The 15314-nt window shown below is 50.7% G+C and carries 11 protein-coding genes; 9 read left to right on the forward strand and 2 right to left on the reverse strand.

All coding sequences use genetic code 11. The annotated features are described in order from the left end of the window. Both EFO84_RS08105 and EFO84_RS08110 read left to right on the forward strand, forming a co-directional pair. A partial coding sequence (locus EFO84_RS08105; RefSeq protein WP_205701965.1) for an RHS repeat-associated core domain-containing protein occupies positions 1-825 on the forward strand: 825 nt, incomplete at its 5' end. Next, on the forward strand, positions 825-1208 hold the full coding sequence (locus EFO84_RS08110; protein WP_127347561.1) for a hypothetical protein: 384 nt from the start codon (positions 825-827) through the stop codon (positions 1206-1208). The genes EFO84_RS08105 and EFO84_RS08110, both read left to right, overlap by 1 nt. 183 nt (positions 1209-1391) lie before the next feature. On the opposite strand, the gene uvrA is transcribed toward EFO84_RS08110, so the two are convergent. Beyond that, on the reverse strand, positions 1392-4217 hold the full coding sequence (gene uvrA, locus EFO84_RS08115; RefSeq protein ID WP_127347562.1) for an excinuclease ABC subunit UvrA: 2826 nt from the start codon (positions 4215-4217) through the stop codon (positions 1392-1394). Between the two features lie 120 nt (positions 4218-4337). Between uvrA and EFO84_RS08120 the strand changes: the two genes are divergently transcribed. From EFO84_RS08120 to EFO84_RS08135, 4 genes are all read left to right on the forward strand, one after another. After that, on the forward strand, positions 4338-5729 hold the full coding sequence (locus tag EFO84_RS08120) for an MFS transporter (RefSeq protein ID WP_127347563.1): 1392 nt from the start codon (positions 4338-4340) through the stop codon (positions 5727-5729). An 11-nt stretch (positions 5730-5740) separates the two neighbouring features. Beyond that, positions 5741-6310, forward strand: a complete 570-nt coding sequence (gene ssb / locus EFO84_RS08125) for a single-stranded DNA-binding protein (RefSeq protein ID WP_127347564.1) — start codon at positions 5741-5743, stop codon at positions 6308-6310. A 159-nt stretch (positions 6311-6469) separates the two neighbouring features. Beyond that, positions 6470-7408, forward strand: coding sequence for an ABC transporter substrate-binding protein (locus EFO84_RS08130; protein ID WP_127347565.1), 939 nt, complete (start codon positions 6470-6472; stop codon positions 7406-7408). Continuing rightward, the gene (locus EFO84_RS08135) at positions 7405-9840 is read left to right on the forward strand and encodes a putative bifunctional diguanylate cyclase/phosphodiesterase (protein ID WP_127347566.1); all 2436 of its coding nucleotides are present in this window, start codon (positions 7405-7407) and stop codon (positions 9838-9840) included. Before EFO84_RS08130 ends, EFO84_RS08135 begins: the two co-directional genes overlap by 4 nt. 24 nt (positions 9841-9864) lie before the next feature. Here the strand turns inward: EFO84_RS08135 and EFO84_RS08140 are convergent, their stop codons facing one another. Next, entirely contained in the window at positions 9865-11100 is a 1236-nt protein-coding gene (locus EFO84_RS08140; RefSeq protein WP_127347567.1) for an adenosine deaminase family protein, read from the reverse strand. A 128-nt stretch (positions 11101-11228) separates the two neighbouring features. Here EFO84_RS08140 and EFO84_RS08145 point away from each other — a divergent pair, with 128 nt between their 5' ends. The 3 genes from EFO84_RS08145 (at position 11229) to pyrC (ending at position 15262) form a co-directional block, all read left to right on the forward strand. Continuing rightward, positions 11229-11807, forward strand: coding sequence for a thymidine kinase (locus tag EFO84_RS08145; RefSeq protein ID WP_127347568.1), 579 nt, complete (start codon positions 11229-11231; stop codon positions 11805-11807). A 61-nt stretch (positions 11808-11868) separates the two neighbouring features. After that, positions 11869-14187 carry a sensor domain-containing diguanylate cyclase gene (locus EFO84_RS08150; protein ID WP_127347569.1) on the forward strand — a complete coding sequence of 773 codons (2319 nt, stop codon included), beginning with the start codon at positions 11869-11871 and terminating at the stop codon, positions 14185-14187. 49 nt (positions 14188-14236) lie between these two features. After that, positions 14237-15262, forward strand: a complete 1026-nt coding sequence (gene pyrC, locus EFO84_RS08155; RefSeq protein WP_127347570.1) for a dihydroorotase — start codon at positions 14237-14239, stop codon at positions 15260-15262. Positions 15263-15314 lie beyond the last annotated feature (52 nt).

Here is a 15314-nt window from a genome sequence, read left to right on the forward strand (position 1 = left end):
TCGCTCAACCCCTACTCCTACATCATGAACAACCCGCTAGCGGGGACGGACCCGAGCGGGTATGTAAGCGTCGGAGTGGGGCAAATGGTCTCTTGTGGTGCAGGGGAAAAATTTTGTTACACTGGCGACTCGAAAACCCCCACGAGTTGCTACAACGTTTGCGTATCAAAGGACTCATCGGAACAACAATCTGCTATTGGGATGGATCAGCAACAACAATTAGCGCAAGAAGGTAACTTGGCTGCAGAGATTGGATCGCAATCTCAAAACGCTGAGGCAAGAACTGACGGAAGCCCATCAGAGACTGAATTAATTGGGCCAATTGATCGGAGTTTATTAGGGATTGATGGTGGTAATGCACAAGATGTTTTCGATAATGCTAATCAATTCTTTAAGAATGACCTGAGTTACAGAGGTGAAGAGGTCGAGTTTGTAGATAAATATGCGATTTCAATCCGTAATAAAGAAGACCATTCTGAGGTATATGCTCCTGCTGTATTTGATAGTTTTGACGCTGCAAATTCATATGCAGCACAACCGGCGAAGGGTCAAGGTGGGAGTATTCTAATGGGCTATGAAAAGGTTTGGGTGAATGGATATCACTACGGGGGCAAATCAACAATTTACAGAACATCAACATTTGCACGAGGTGGTTATTCAGGTGTAGAAAATACAATTGCTGTTTTAGCACATGAGTCGCGGCATTTTATTCCGGGTAGTTACAGCAGAATTGTGCCCCACAGGACAGATAAGGAGTATGAAGCATTCTTACACGCCTCTATGTCCGCAATTGCCCGGTATCGAGAATTATCAGGAGGAAGGTAGTGAAAATATACCTTATATTGATCTTTTTTATTTTTTCAGCCAGTTGTAAGGCTGATGATGACAAATTAAAACAGTGTGGAATTGCCATCGAGAAAACATTCTATGACGTCAGGCATAAGATCGTTGAATTCACAGTAACCATTGACTCAGAAAAGGCGCGTGTAAGCTGCGGAAAGATTTATATGGTATCGATTGTAAATTATATGGATGACGAGTGGGTTATATTTCCATGGTCAAAAGACCAGGCAGATATGCTTCTGCGATTAAGGCGCGATAATGCAGAAGATTCAATCATCTCGTTTGTTTATGAGGTCGATGGCCAGCAGTTAATTGGCGATGATAGTAATAGAATTAATGTTAGGCTGGAACGATTTTTTGATTGACAGTGTAATCCCCCAAAAAAATCGGAGCAGTTATAAGTAGAAAATTCCGTTAAACTAAAACGAAGGAGTTTTCTATGCGTACATCAGAGGGTGTTCAATATTCTGTGTCATCCAAGTTTTCATAGGTCTATAGCGGCAATAGCAGAAGCGACCTCGTTGGCCCTTGGCGCAGCCGCTACGCTGCTATTTCAGCAGCGGTTTCAAGAAGCGTGCGGTGTGCGAGCGCTCACAGTTGACGATGTCTTCAGGGCTGCCGGCAACCAGAATTTCACCGCCGCCGGAGCCACCTTCTGGGCCTAAGTCGACAATGTAATCGGCGGTTTTGATGACATCTAGGTTGTGCTCGATGATGACAATGGTGTTGCCGTGATCGCGCAAACGATGCAGCACGGTCAGCAGTTGCTGAATATCGTGGAAATGTAAGCCGGTGGTTGGCTCATCTAGGATATACAGGGTTTGCCCGGTGTCGCGTTTGGACAGTTCGCGCGACAGTTTCACCCGCTGGGCTTCGCCGCCCGATAGCGTAGTCGCTGATTGGCCTAAGCGAATATAGCTGAGGCCGACATCCATCAAGGTTTGCAGTTTGCGGGCAATGGCCGGTACCGGTGCAAAAAATGCGTGGGCATCTTCAACGGTCATATCCAGCACTTCATGAATGCTCTTGCCTTTGTATTTGATCTCAAGGGTTTCGCGGTTGTATCGCTTGCCCTTACAGATATCACAAGGCACGTACACATCGGGCAGAAAGTGCATTTCTACTTTGATCATGCCATCGCCTTGGCATGCTTCACAACGGCCACCGCGTACGTTAAAGCTGAAGCGGCCCACTTTATAGCCACGTGAACGGGCTTCTTCGGTACCGGCGTACAATTCCCGAATTGGCGTGAAGATGCCGGTGTAGGTAGCAGGGTTTGAGCGCGGTGTGCGGCCGATTGGGCTTTGGTCAATATCCACCACTTTGTCCAGATACTGCATGCCGTCGATGCTGCGATAAGGGGCTGGCTCGCCAGTGGTTGCTTTGTTGAGCTCACGGTGGGCGATACGGAATAGGGTGTCGTTCACCAAGGTGGATTTACCCGAACCCGATACGCCGGTGATGCAGCTCATTAAGCCTAACGGCAACGCCAAGTCCACATTTTTCAGGTTATTGCCGGTAGCGCCGTTTAGCTTTAGCCATTTCTTGCCGGGCTTGTGGCGTTTGGCGGGTACTTCAATTGCCTTGCGGCCAGACAGGTAATCGGCGGTAAGTGAGTGCTCACTGGCGAGAATATCTTGGTAGCTTCCTTCAGCGACCACTTGGCCACCGTGCACACCGGCACCGGGGCCAATATCAATAATATGGTCGGCAGCGCGAATCGCATCTTCATCGTGCTCCACCACAATCACGGTGTTACCGAGATCACGCAGGTGGGTTAAAGTCTTTAGTAACCGCTCGTTGTCGCGTTGGTGTAGACCAATAGACGGCTCGTCGAGCACGTACATCACCCCCACCAAGCCCGCGCCAATTTGGCTGGCTAAGCGGATACGTTGGGCTTCACCACCCGATAAGGTTTCGGCACTGCGCGACAGGCTCAGATAATTCAGCCCCACGTTGACCAAAAAGCCTAAGCGGTCATTGATCTCTTTGAGGATCTTCTCGGCAATTTTGGCGCGTTGACCCTCAAGCTCCAGTTGCTGGAAAAAGGTTAAGGCATCGCCAATAGACTTCTCAACCACATGCGGCAGAGAAGTTTGGCCAATAAACACGTGCCGCGCCTCGGTACGCAGGCGCGTGCCTTCGCAGCTTTTACAGGGTTGCGAGGCAAGGTATTTGGCTAATTCTTCGCGCACTGCTTGCGAGTCGGTATCGCGATAGCGACGCTGCATGTTGGCAATGATGCCTTCAAACGGATGCTTACGAACCACTTTGTCGCCACGATCATTCAAGTACACAAACTGAATGTCGTCGCCACCGCTGCCAAATAAAATCACCTGCTTGTGCTGTTCACTCAAACTAGCAAATGGCTTATTGAGGTCAAAACCATAGTGCTTAGCCAGCGCTTGCAGCATTTGATAGTAGTAGAAATTGCGTTTGTCCCAGCCACGAATGGCGCCACCGGTGAGGCTTAGCTCATCATTGGTGATGACTTTAGCGGGGTCAAAAAATTGTTCAATGCCCAAGCCATCGCACGATTGGCAGGCTCCGGCGGGGTTGTTAAATGAGAACAACCGCGGCTCCAGTTCTTGCATACTGTAGCCGCAATGTGGGCAGGCAAAATTGGCTGAGAAGATGATCTCGGCGCGGCTGGCGGGCTCTTCCATAGATGCCACAATCACCGTGCCGCCGCTCAGTTCCAGTGCGGTTTCGAATGATTCGGCCAGTCGTAAGCCAAGCCCTTCACGCACTTTAATACGGTCAATGACCACCTCAATAGTGTGCTTTTTCTGCAGTTCTAGCTTAGGTGGGTCGCTCAGATCACACAGCTCGCCATCAATGCGGGCGCGGATAAAACCTTGTGCGGCTAGATTCTCCAGCACCTTGCTGTGCTCACCTTTACGCTCTTGAATAATCGGCGCTAAGATCATCAGCTTCTCGCCTTCGGGCAAGGCCATAACTTGGTCAACCATTTGCGATACGGTTTGTGCCGCCAAGGTCACATCATGGGTGGGGCAGCGCGGTTCACCCACGCGCGCAAACATCAGGCGTAAATAATCGTAGATCTCAGTAATGGTGCCGACCGTAGAGCGTGGATTATGCGACGTTGATTTTTGCTCAATCGAAATAGCCGGCGATAAACCTTCAATGCTATCGACATCAGGTTTTTCCATCAGTGATAGAAACTGCCGCGCATAGGCTGATAACGACTCCACGTAGCGGCGTTGACCTTCGGCATATAACGTGTCGAACGCCAGCGACGATTTCCCTGAACCTGATAAGCCAGTAATGACAATCAGTTTGTCGCGTGGCATGGTGAGATTGATGTTCTTCAGGTTGTGGGTGCGGGCGCCGCGAATTTCGATTTTATCCATGGTGGTCGTGGTACTCCGAAGGCCTAAAAGGCATTACATAAAAGGAAACGAGCATTATCGCACAGGCGATAGCTTCTGGTACAATTGCCAGCGAAATTAAAATGATGAATTGAGAGATGCATGTCTGTAACCAGCCCTGATCACCGTCTGACCCCTCTAGAACGCCGCGCCTCTGCTGCTTTAGCTGCGGTGTTTGGAATACGTATGTTGGGGCTGTTTTTGATCATGCCGGTGATCGCCATTTATGGCCAAGCCTACCCCGATTACACGCCGTTGCTAGTTGGCCTCGCCATTGGCGCTTATGGCCTCACCCAGGCGTTGTTACAAATTCCCATGGGCATGTTGTCGGACCGTATCGGGCGGCGCCCGGTCATTATTGGTGGCTTGTTGGTGTTTGCCGTTGGTAGCGTAGTAGCGGCTTATGCCGATACCCTGATGGGCGTGGTGATAGGCCGTGCCTTGCAGGGTATGGGCGCTATTGCCGCGGCTATTTTAGCCTTAGCAGCGGATATTACCCGTGACCAGCAGCGCCCCAAAGTGATGGCGCTGATTGGTATGTGTATTGGCTTGTCATTCGCCTTGGCGCTGGTGTTAGGGCCATTGCTGGGTGGTGTGATGGGCCTGTCTGGGCTGTTTTTGTTTACCGCAGTGAGCTCGCTACTGGGTATTTTAGTGTTTGTACTGGCGGTACCCAAAGTAGAAGCGCGCAGCGGCAAAGGCGATGTGGTGCCATTACGCGGTGAGTTGAAGAATCTGCTCAGCCACCCGCAACTGGCGCGCCTGAATGTCGGGGTGTTTGTACTGCACTGTATTTTGACCGCATTTTTTGTGGTGGTGCCGATGCAGTTGGTTACTGGTGGCTTAGCCAGTGAGCAACACGCTTGGCTGTATCTGCCGGCATTACTGGGCTCGTTCGCACTGATGGTGCCGCTGCTCATTCGCGCCGAGCGTAAGCAGCAGCAACCGTTCTATTTCCGCATCGCGATTATTTTGCTGGCAGTCGCTATCGTCATTATCAGTTTTATTCCGGCGCATTGGCCGTATTTGGTAGCCGCTATTGTGTTATTTTTTGCTGGTTTTAACTTCCTTGAGGCGACGCTGCCATCGTCACTGACGCGCTTTGCCCCCGCTGGGCGTAAGGGCGGCGCGAGCGGTATTTATGCTACCGCACAGTTTGCTGGGGCTTTTGTGGGTGGCGTGAGTGGCGGCTTGGTGCAGCAACATCTTGGCCTGTTTGGCGTTGGGATTTTTTGCTTGGTGCTGCTACTATGCTGGTTCATCATTAGCTTCGGCATGACCGCTCCGCCGCAGTGGCAAGATTTGAGTTATCGCGTCACCCTCAGCAATGACCAGCAAGCCCGCGCCTTAGCGCAAGCGCTGGCTGCCGTGGACGGGGTGGAAGAGGTGCGGGTGGTGCAAAGCGAGCAAACCGCTTATTTAAAAGTACACAAAAGCCATTACAATGAACAACAAATTGCGACTCAGCTAGAGTCGTTTCAAACGCAAGCATAAAGGAGACCGGCATGGCCAGTCGCGGTATCAATAAAGTCATTTTGATTGGTAATTTAGGGCAAGACCCAGAAGTACGCTATACCCAGAGCAACACCGCTATCGCCAATATTTCTATTGCCACCAGTGAAACCTGGAAAGACAAGCAAACTGGCGAAAATCGTGAACAAACCGAATGGCACCGTTGCGTGGCTTATCGTCGGCTGGCTGAAATTTGTGGTGAGTACCTGAAAAAGGGCTCTAAAGTGTACGTGGAAGGCCGTTTGCAAACCCGTAAGTGGCAAGATAAAGACGGTATTGAGCGTTATACCACTGAGATCGTCATCAACGACCTGCAAATGCTTGATGGTCGCCCAGGCGGCGGTCAAGGTGGTGGTTATCAGGGCGGCCAAGGTGGCGGCCAAGGCGGCGGTTATCAAGGCAATCAAGGCGGCGGTCAGAGTAACTCAGGCGGCCAAGGTGGCCAGGGCTTCGGTGGCGGCCAGCGCGCAGCAGCCCCACAGCAAAGCCAGCAGCGCCCAGCCAACAACGAGCCAGAGCCGTTCATTCCTGACAACGACTTTGACGACGATATTCCGTTCTAACACCGCTAGAAAGCCCAACTATGTTGGGCTTTTTTTTTAACAACTCACTGCGTAATTCAGTATTTTTCGAACTATTGCTGAACGGCAACAAATACCCCTATACTGAAATCACAATCCGTCAGCTTGCGGCGGTTAGCAAAAGTAGTTTGGGAGCTGCACGTGCGGATACTGCAACGAACGCTAATCTTTGTGATGATGCTCAATCTGAGCGGCTGTGGCCGTGCCGATGAGCAACAACTCGTCGTAGTGGGGAATAGCTGGCTCGGCTATCAACCCTTTTACATGCTGAGCGCACTGCATCCTGAGCAGTTACCGCAAAATCTTGAGTTGGTGATGCTGGCCTCGGATAATACCGTGCTGCGCATGGTCTCCAATCAAGCTGTGCAAGGTAGCTTTTTGTCACTTGATAACGCCCTGGCGGTGCAAACGACTTCGGGTATTGATTACTGTGTGGCGCTGGCGCTGTCATTTTCTAAAGGCGCAGATGCGGTGGTGGCTAATTCAGCACGCTGGCATGACGCCAGTAAAACCGACTGGGTGGTGGGCATGGAGGATAGCCCGTTAGCGCGCTACATGCTCAATCGCTGGCTGGCCACGCAGGCTATTGACCGCAGTCGAATCACCACTAAACTGATGAGCCCATCGCTGCATGTTGACGCTATGCAACGTGGTTCGGTGGATGTGATCATTACCTACCAACCGTTTTTGCAGCAGCTCACCATGAGCGGCAATGAAGTCATATTTTCCAGCACCGATATTCCCGGTGAAGTCTTGGATGTGTTGGTGTTTCGGCTGGCCTATTGGCAGAATCATCAACAGCGTTTACAGCAGCTAATTAGTAGTTGGAACCAAGCGATTAGTTATCTTGAGCAGCCGACCAGCGAAGAATTTCTCGCGCTATCGACGTTGTCGGGATTAACCACTGCAGATATTCAGCAAATTCTCGCACAAATCGAGTTTTTCAACTCACAACAAAGTCTTGCATTCTTGCAATCAGACTACCCTGCAGTAGCAGAAATTGTTAGCACCACGATTCAGGCATCAGACAATCTAGCTGACGTGAAAGCGTTACCCATTTGCCCCGGAGTCACTCCATGAGTAAGGCCATGAGCACGCCATTTTGGCGTCGCCTGAGTACCCAAATCACCCTGCCAATTATTACCGTAGCGGTGATTATCATGTTCTTGTTAGCCTACTATCTGCTAAGCGGCGAACAACAACATCGGCGTGAACGCGCGGAAATAGAACTGCGCAGTATGCTGGTGGTCGCGCAGGGTTCATTAAGCCGTATTTTTGAATTAAACCCAGCCAGTATTGATGAGATCTTGGGTGAGTTTCATGTGCATCCGCAAATCACCAATGCTGGTGTCATTGATCGCAATGGCAAACTGTTACATGGCTACCAACCCAATGTGATTAATCAGAGCTTTACCCAATTTGTCGAACAATTTGATTTAGCCACGCTACGGCAAGTTGCTGATACCGGTGTTACCCGTGTCAATTATCGTCCGCAGCAGCAACATTTTCGTGCGATTGTGCCAATTCGCACCGAGCGCAGCGTCGGCAGTAAGGTGAATTACAACTTATTCGTGGTTGAATACAGCTACGCCGAAAATTGGGCGGCATTGGGTGCTGGGGAATTAACCAAACTGTCCATTTTTGTGGCGATTTGTATCGCCCTCGGTGCGGTGCTTTGGTTCACCCTGCAGTGGCTGGTTGCTATTCCCGCTGCCCAAGCCATGCGGGCATTAAAAAATCTGGGCGATGGCGAGGCCATTGATGAGCTGGTGATTGAGCGCCCCAATGAGATTGGTGAGCTCGTCAAAACTATTAAGCGAGCAGCTATTCAGCGCGCTGAATACGAGTTGAAGTTGCAACGCTTGTCGGCGGCGGTTGAGCAGAGCAGTGACAGTATTGTCATCACTGACTTGCACGGCAATATTGAATACGTCAACAAAGCCTTTACCGAGATCACCGGTTACAGTATGCGCGAGCTGATTGGTAAGAACCCTCGCATTTTGCAATCTGGGCGAACACCAAAAGCCACTTACGATGCTATGTGGGATACCTTACTTGAGGGCAAAGTATGGGCTGGTGAGCTCTATAATCGGCGCAAAGATGGCTCCGAATATCGTGAGTGGGCGACCATAACACCACTGCGTAATGAGGCCGGTGAGGTGGTGAATTATTTAGCCAGTAAACAAAATATCACCGACCGCCGTGCGGCTGAGGATCAGATTCATCGGCTGGCGTTCTATGATGTGCTGACCGGATTACCCAACCGCACCAATTGTCTTAATCTGCTTGGTACCATGCTCAACGAGCGCGAGCAAGAGCAGCTGGGTGTGGTTGCTCTCCTCGATGTCGATGGCTTACAGCGGATCAATGATGTGCGAGGCTTTGAATTTGGCGATGAGATTCTGAAGACCATCGCTGAGCGTTTAAGCACAGCTATTTCACTCGAAAGCCATGCGGTGCTGGGTAATCTTGGCGGTGATTTGTTTGCAGTTATTCTCGCCCCACATTACAAAAAACGTGATCAGGCATTGAATAGTGCAAGTTACTTGATCAAATCATTATTAGCGGAAATCGCCCAGCCTATACTTGTTCAGGGTGAAACGGCCAATGTGACCGCCAGTGCTGGTATGGTGGTTTACCCAGAGTATGGTGATAATGCCGATGCCATTATTCGCCACGCTGAAACCGCGGTGCACAATGCCAAAGATGCTGGTGGTAACCAAACCTCGGTGTATAACCCTGCCTATAGTTACGCCCTCGAACAGCGCTTTGAAATTGAGCATGATCTGCGTATTGCTCTCGATCAAGACCAGCTACAGCTCTATTTGCAACCGCAAGTGAGTGCTCAAGGTGAGGTGGTTGGCGCCGAGGTGCTGCTGCGCTGGCAACATCCGGTTAAAGGCTTGATTTCCCCCGGGGTATTTATTCCGATCGCCGAACAGAGCGATTTAATTGTCGATGTGGGTAAGTGGGTGCTCAAGCAAGCTTTGATTCTGCTGGTAGAACTCCCCAAACCACTGACGCTAGCCATCAATATTAGCCCCCGTCAATTCCGTAAATTCGATTTTGTCTACGTGGTTGAGCGTGAGCTTCTGCGTGCCAAAGCAGATGCTAGCCGGCTGGTTATTGAGGTCACGGAAAACCTGTTGGTCGATGATATTTCCGACATTGTGGATAAAATGCACGAACTGAAAAAATCCGGGGTGCAATTCTCCATTGACGATTTTGGCACGGGCTACTCATCACTTGCCTATTTGAATCGCTTGCCGCTCGATGAACTGAAAATTGACCAAAGCTTTATTCAAAGCATTGGTGACCCGAACAAAGAAAAATTAGTCGAGACTATTTTGTCGGTGACTGAGCACATGAACTTGCGCGTAGTGGCTGAGGGTGTTGAAACCCAACAGCAGGTAGAGTACTTAGCGGGCATTGACAAGCAGGTGATTTGTCAGGGCTATTGGTTTGGTAAGCCGGCACCAGCACAAGAGTGGCTGGTGCGTTGGCAAAAATAACAGCTTAAATACTGTTAATACAACCTAAGAGCTGTAACCGTGTTCCTTGGCCACGCGGTCAAAATAGTCCAGTACTTGCTTGGCGTAAGCGCGTTTCGCCACATAGTCGTCAGCGAAGAAGTTCTTCTTAAAGCCGTAGGCCACCATATCTTTCAGCCGCTTCAACGGGACATCCACGGCACTTAACGCCAGTTCATACTCGCGCGTGACAGTGGTACGAGATACTAGGCGGTTATCGGTACAGATCACCGTGGCTAAGCGATTGGCGTACATGTGCTTAAAGTTATGATTGCTGACATCGCCAATAGTCGGGTTGGTCTGCAAGTTACTGGTGATACACACTTCAATGGCAATGCGGCGGTCGGCAATAAATGAGGCTAAACGCCGCGCATAATCGGCTTTATCGGTAATCGCTGGGTCTTGAATCATGTCGGGTGAGAACAACGAATAGCCGTGGCCCAAGCGGTCGGCATAGCACAGCGTCAGCGCTTCAAAGATACTCTCAGCGCCGTAGGCTTCGCCAGCATGCACGGTCTTCAGCAAAAAGTTCTGATGGGCGTACTCGTACACCTCTTTGAAATTATGGGCCGGATAGCCCATTTCTTGCCCGGCAATGTCCAACCCAACAATCGGTAGTCCCTCTTCGTCACGTAAACGCACGCTGGCGCGCACCATTTCCATAGCCGCAGTGCGGATCACTTGCTTGGGTTCGTGGTCGCCAAGCATCTTGAACAGTTCCGTGTAGTAGGGTGAGAAACCCTTGTTACCAAACATGCGCATAGCGCAGTTAATGATGCCGTAGGCAAACGGTGGCTTGCCATCGCGCAGCACCGCATCGCTACGATTGTATTCGTCTTGGGCGCGCTTCAAGCCATTGTTGGTGGTATGCATCACACGGTCAAAGGTGATACCGCGGGCTAAGTCCATCATCAGCTGCGGCGCAAAGCGCACCTCAATGTAATTCACCCCTTCGGCAATGTTGTCTTGCGCTAGTTCATAAGCCGCTTGCTCAAGGTTTTCCATATCGCGTAACACCGCACAGGTGTACTGGAACCCATGCAGATACTCACCGAGGTTTTGGTAGCTATCTTTGAACACCAGCTCAAACAGCCCTTCTTCGCTATACGAGGGCAATTCCACCTTGCTGCGCTGAGCCATATCAATCAACCCGCTAGGGCGCAGGCTACCGTCTAGATGTAAGTGCAAGTCAGCTTTTGGAATAGCGCGAAGAAATTCGCTGGAATAACGCGGTGCGGTCATGAAGGGCTCCTGATGAATTCAATGAATTCGCGTTATTGTAGCAAAGCCAAAGGCGAAATTCTGCTTTGCATTCAGACTATAAAGTGGTTATAAACCTGAAACCTTTCATCACTCACACATTGATCACTATGGCCTCGTTATATTTCACCTATTCGGCAATGAATGCCGGTAAAAGCACCGCGTTATTGCAAGTCGCTTACAACTATGAAGAGCGTGATCAGCAGGTGCTGCTGCTAACTCCAGCCATTGACGACCGGGCTGGACACGGCACCATTGCCTCGCGCTTAGGCATCGACCGTAAGGCACTCGCGTTTAGCAACAGCACCGATTTAGCCGCACTGATTGAGGCCCGCCACGTGCAGCAAGCTATCGATTGCGTGCTGCTCGACGAAGCGCAATTTCTAACTGAGCAACAGGTCTGGCAACTCACTGACATTGTTGACCGCGTGGGCATACCGGTCATGTGCTATGGCATTCGCACCGATGCCTTTGGTCAGCCGTTTCCAGGCAGCAAAGTATTGCTAGCGGTGGCTGATAAATTAGCGGAGATGAAGACAATTTGCTATTGCGGTCGTAAGGCCACTATGAACCTGCGCATTGATGCAACAGGTAAGGCGGTGACCAGCGGCGACCAAATTGCTATTGGTGGTAATGATCGGTACCTGTCTTGCTGCCGTAAACATTGGAAAGAAAAGCTCGGTCGGTAACGCTTTTTCTCAGTAACCTGCTATAGTTACAGGAGTTTATTTGCTGCTGCAACGAGGGTGTATGATGTCGACAATGCCAATGCCCGCCAATGAAACCGAGCGTCTCCGGGCGCTGCGCGAGCTCGATATCCTCGATACTGAAGCCAACCCCATTCTTGATGAAATTGCCCATTTTGCCCGCGACTTGTTTGAGGTTGATGTCGCACTCGTTAGTTTGGTTGATGAGCACCGCCAATGGTTTAAATCACGCGCTGGCTTTGAATTGAGTGAAACCCCGCGCTCGGTGTCGTTTTGCTCGCACGCAGTTGCCGCGGCAAAAACCCTAATCATTGAAGATGCCACGCTCGATCAGCGTTTTACCAATAATCCTCTCGTTACCGCGGCAAAAGGCGTGCGTTTTTACGCCGGCGCACCGCTGGTTATTGATGGTGAGTTCGTTATCGGCACGTTATGCTTAATTCACCCAGTGCCACGCCATTTCAGCGCCAAACATCAGCGTTGGCTAGAAACGCTGGCGCAATGGGCGACCGATGAAATCATCGCTCAGCACAATCGTGAAAACTATGCGGCGGAGCGGCGCGTATTGGCGCAAGGGCCGGTAGTAGCGGTGGTTTGGGATATCAATCCTGAAGCACATCTGATTTATGTGGCCGAAAACGCCGAGCGCGTGCTTGGACACACCCGCGAGTATCTGCTGCGCGATGATGTCAATTATGAAGCCATTGTTCATGCCGATGACCGTGCCGAATTACTGGCACGTATGCAACGTGTCATCGATGGCGAAGAAAAAGTTCTGGAAATGGATTACCGCGTGCTGGGAGCCGATGGTCGCGAACGTTGGATACACCATTATGCGCGTTCAGACCGCAGCCAAGAAGGCAGTGTCATGCGTGTACGCGGCTACCTGATTAACGATACCCAGGGTAAGCAACTGGAACTCGAATTAGTGAACACCAACCGTAGTTTTGAATTGGCGTTGGCGGCGGGTAATTTATCGACGTGGGAATGGACTATTGCCAACAATGAATTACGTGCTAGTCATAGCTGGGACAGCATGCTCGGTACTATGGCTGCCGATGAAGTATGGAGTGACCGCATTTACCCTGACGATGTGGCGCCATTACTAGCCGCCGCGCAGCAACACTATCGTGGCGAAACTGAGCGGTTTGAAGCGCGTTTTCGCCTCTGTCACCACAACGGCAATGTGATTTGGATTCACAGCGTAGGCAAGTTGGTCGAGCGCGCAGCTGATGGTAAACCGCTAAAAATGGTCGGTATCCATCACGATATCACCGAGCAAATGGAAAACGAGCAAGCCCGCACTGAGCAGCAAGCCATGCTGAGCTTGGTGAGTCAGGTTCAAAATGAGTTTTTGCTGCTGCAAGATTTCAGTGACGTATGCGATATTGCTTTACCTGAATTAATGCGTATTACCGCCAGTGAATTTGGGTTTATTGGTGAAATACCCGAGCACGACAAACAACGCAATTTATTGATAATGCATGGTATTTATCACCACAGCGCCAGTGACCAGCAGCGTGAGGCCTGGCAAAAACTGATCAAACAAGGCTTGCACGTTGAGCTATCCGGTGAGGTCGCCCGTGAGGTGGTGGTGCGCGGTGAGCCGCAAATATGCCACGATGACGTGTGTAGTGGTCAGTTGCATTTGCTGCCGCTACAGCTCCCTGCTATGCATAATACCATTCTGATTCCGCTGTATTTCAAGGGGCAGGTGGTCGGTTTATTGGTATTAGCCAACAGCAACCATGATTATCAGCGCAGCCATTTCGCCCTGTTGCAACCGATGATGAATACTCTCGGTACACTGTTGCACATTCGTCGGGTTGAAGATGAGCGGCAACGCGCTTTAGCCGAGTTGCACCGTTTGGCCACCCTCGATGATTTGACTGGGGTAGCCAATCGGCGGGTATTTTTAGCCGCTTGTGAGCGCCGTTTTGCTGAGTTTTATCGTTATGATGTGCCGGTATCGGTGGCGATTATTGATCTCGATTTTTTCAAGCAGGTGAATGATACCTACGGTCATGCCGCTGGTGATTTTGTACTGTGCGAATTTTGCCGTATTTGCGAGGAACTATTGCGTGAAATAGACTTGCTCGGTCGTACCGGCGGTGAGGAGTTTGGCGTATTGATGCCAGTCACGGATCAAGCCAATGGTTTGGCCGCACTCGAGCGTATTCGCGAAGCTATCGCAGCGCATCCCATGCATTGGAACGGTATCGACATTACAGTCACCATCAGTGCCGGCGTGGCGCAGCTACGTGACGACGACCCTGATGTGGCGCGCTGGTTGGCACGCACCGATGAAGCACTTTACCGTGCAAAAAATGCCGGTCGCAATCGCTGCTTGCCAGCAAAATAGGTATACTAGCGGCATTGTTGTTTGTTAGCTGCTAATGAGGCCGTCCGTTATGACCCAATTGACCATTCCAATGCCCGATGATCTGCACCTTCATTTTCGCGATGGCGACCTGTTAGCCGATACTGTACCGGTTACTGCAGCGGTGTTTAAACGTGCGGTGGTGATGCCAAATCTAGTACCACCGGTGACCCTCATTGAGCATGCTGAAGCCTACCGCGAGCGTATTATGCAGCACGCGCCTGCCGGTTTTGAACCGCTGATGACCTTGTATTTAACCCAGAGCACCACGGTCGAAACGGTGCGCGCAGCGGCCGCGCATCCGCATATTATTGGCTTCAAGTTGTACCCATCGGGCGCAACCACCAATTCAGATGCCGGTGTGACCAACATTGAAGGTTTAGATCACCTATTCGCGGTGATGGCAGAAACCCAACTACCGCTGCTCGTGCATGGTGAAGTAACTACTGCTGATATCGATATTTTTGACCGCGAAAAGGTATTTATTGACCGCCATTTGCGGCCCTTATTGCAGCGTCATCCACGGCTAAAATTAGTCCTTGAACATATCACCACCGCCGATGCCGTTGATTTTGTCTTGTCGCAGGGTGATAACGTAGCCGCTACCATTACGCCACAGCATTTGTTGATGAATCGTAATGATTTGCTGGTGGGTGGCGTGCGCCCCCATAACTATTGTTTACCGATCTTAAAGCGCCGTGATCATCAGCTTGCACTGCGCCGGGCTGCTGTGAGTGGCAATAAAAAGTTTTTCTTAGGCACCGATTCAGCGCCCCATGCGCAGTCGCGCAAAGAGTCAGCGTGCGGCTGTGCGGGTTGTTACTCTGCTCCGGCGGCACTGCCACTTTATGCGGAGTTTTTTGAGCAAATGCAGGCACTTGATAAATTGGCGGATTTCGCCAGTGGCTTTGGCGCAGATTTCTATGGGCTATCACGTAACCAGCAGCAGGTCACATTAACGCGGCAAGCGTGGCAGGTTCCTGAACTCGTCAACACAGCCGTAGGGCCTATGGTACCCTACTGGGCAGGAGAGAAATTACAGTGGCAGGTTTTGTAACATAATTGTTACAATGAGCCTAACAATCTAACAGTACAAAAACCAGCCCAAA

The sequence above is a fragment of the Pseudidiomarina mangrovi genome, from assembly GCF_003999375.1.
Lineage (GTDB): Bacteria > Pseudomonadota > Gammaproteobacteria > Enterobacterales > Alteromonadaceae > Pseudidiomarina > Pseudidiomarina mangrovi.

Coding starts and splice junctions, on each gene's coding strand:
- uvrA (WP_127347562.1), bottom strand. CDS start 4,217: ATGGATAAAATCGAAATTCGCGGCGCCCGCACCCACAACCTGAAGAAC.
- EFO84_RS08120 (WP_127347563.1), top strand. CDS start 4,338: ATGTCTGTAACCAGCCCTGATCACCGTCTGACCCCTCTAGAACGCCGC.
- ssb (WP_127347564.1), top strand. CDS start 5,741: ATGGCCAGTCGCGGTATCAATAAAGTCATTTTGATTGGTAATTTAGGG.
- EFO84_RS08135 (WP_127347566.1), top strand. CDS start 7,405: ATGAGTAAGGCCATGAGCACGCCATTTTGGCGTCGCCTGAGTACCCAA.
- EFO84_RS08140 (WP_127347567.1), bottom strand. CDS start 11,100: ATGACCGCACCGCGTTATTCCAGCGAATTTCTTCGCGCTATTCCAAAA.
- EFO84_RS08145 (WP_127347568.1), top strand. CDS start 11,229: ATGGCCTCGTTATATTTCACCTATTCGGCAATGAATGCCGGTAAAAGC.
- EFO84_RS08150 (WP_127347569.1), top strand. CDS start 11,869: ATGATGTCGACAATGCCAATGCCCGCCAATGAAACCGAGCGTCTCCGG.
- pyrC (WP_127347570.1), top strand. CDS start 14,237: ATGACCCAATTGACCATTCCAATGCCCGATGATCTGCACCTTCATTTT.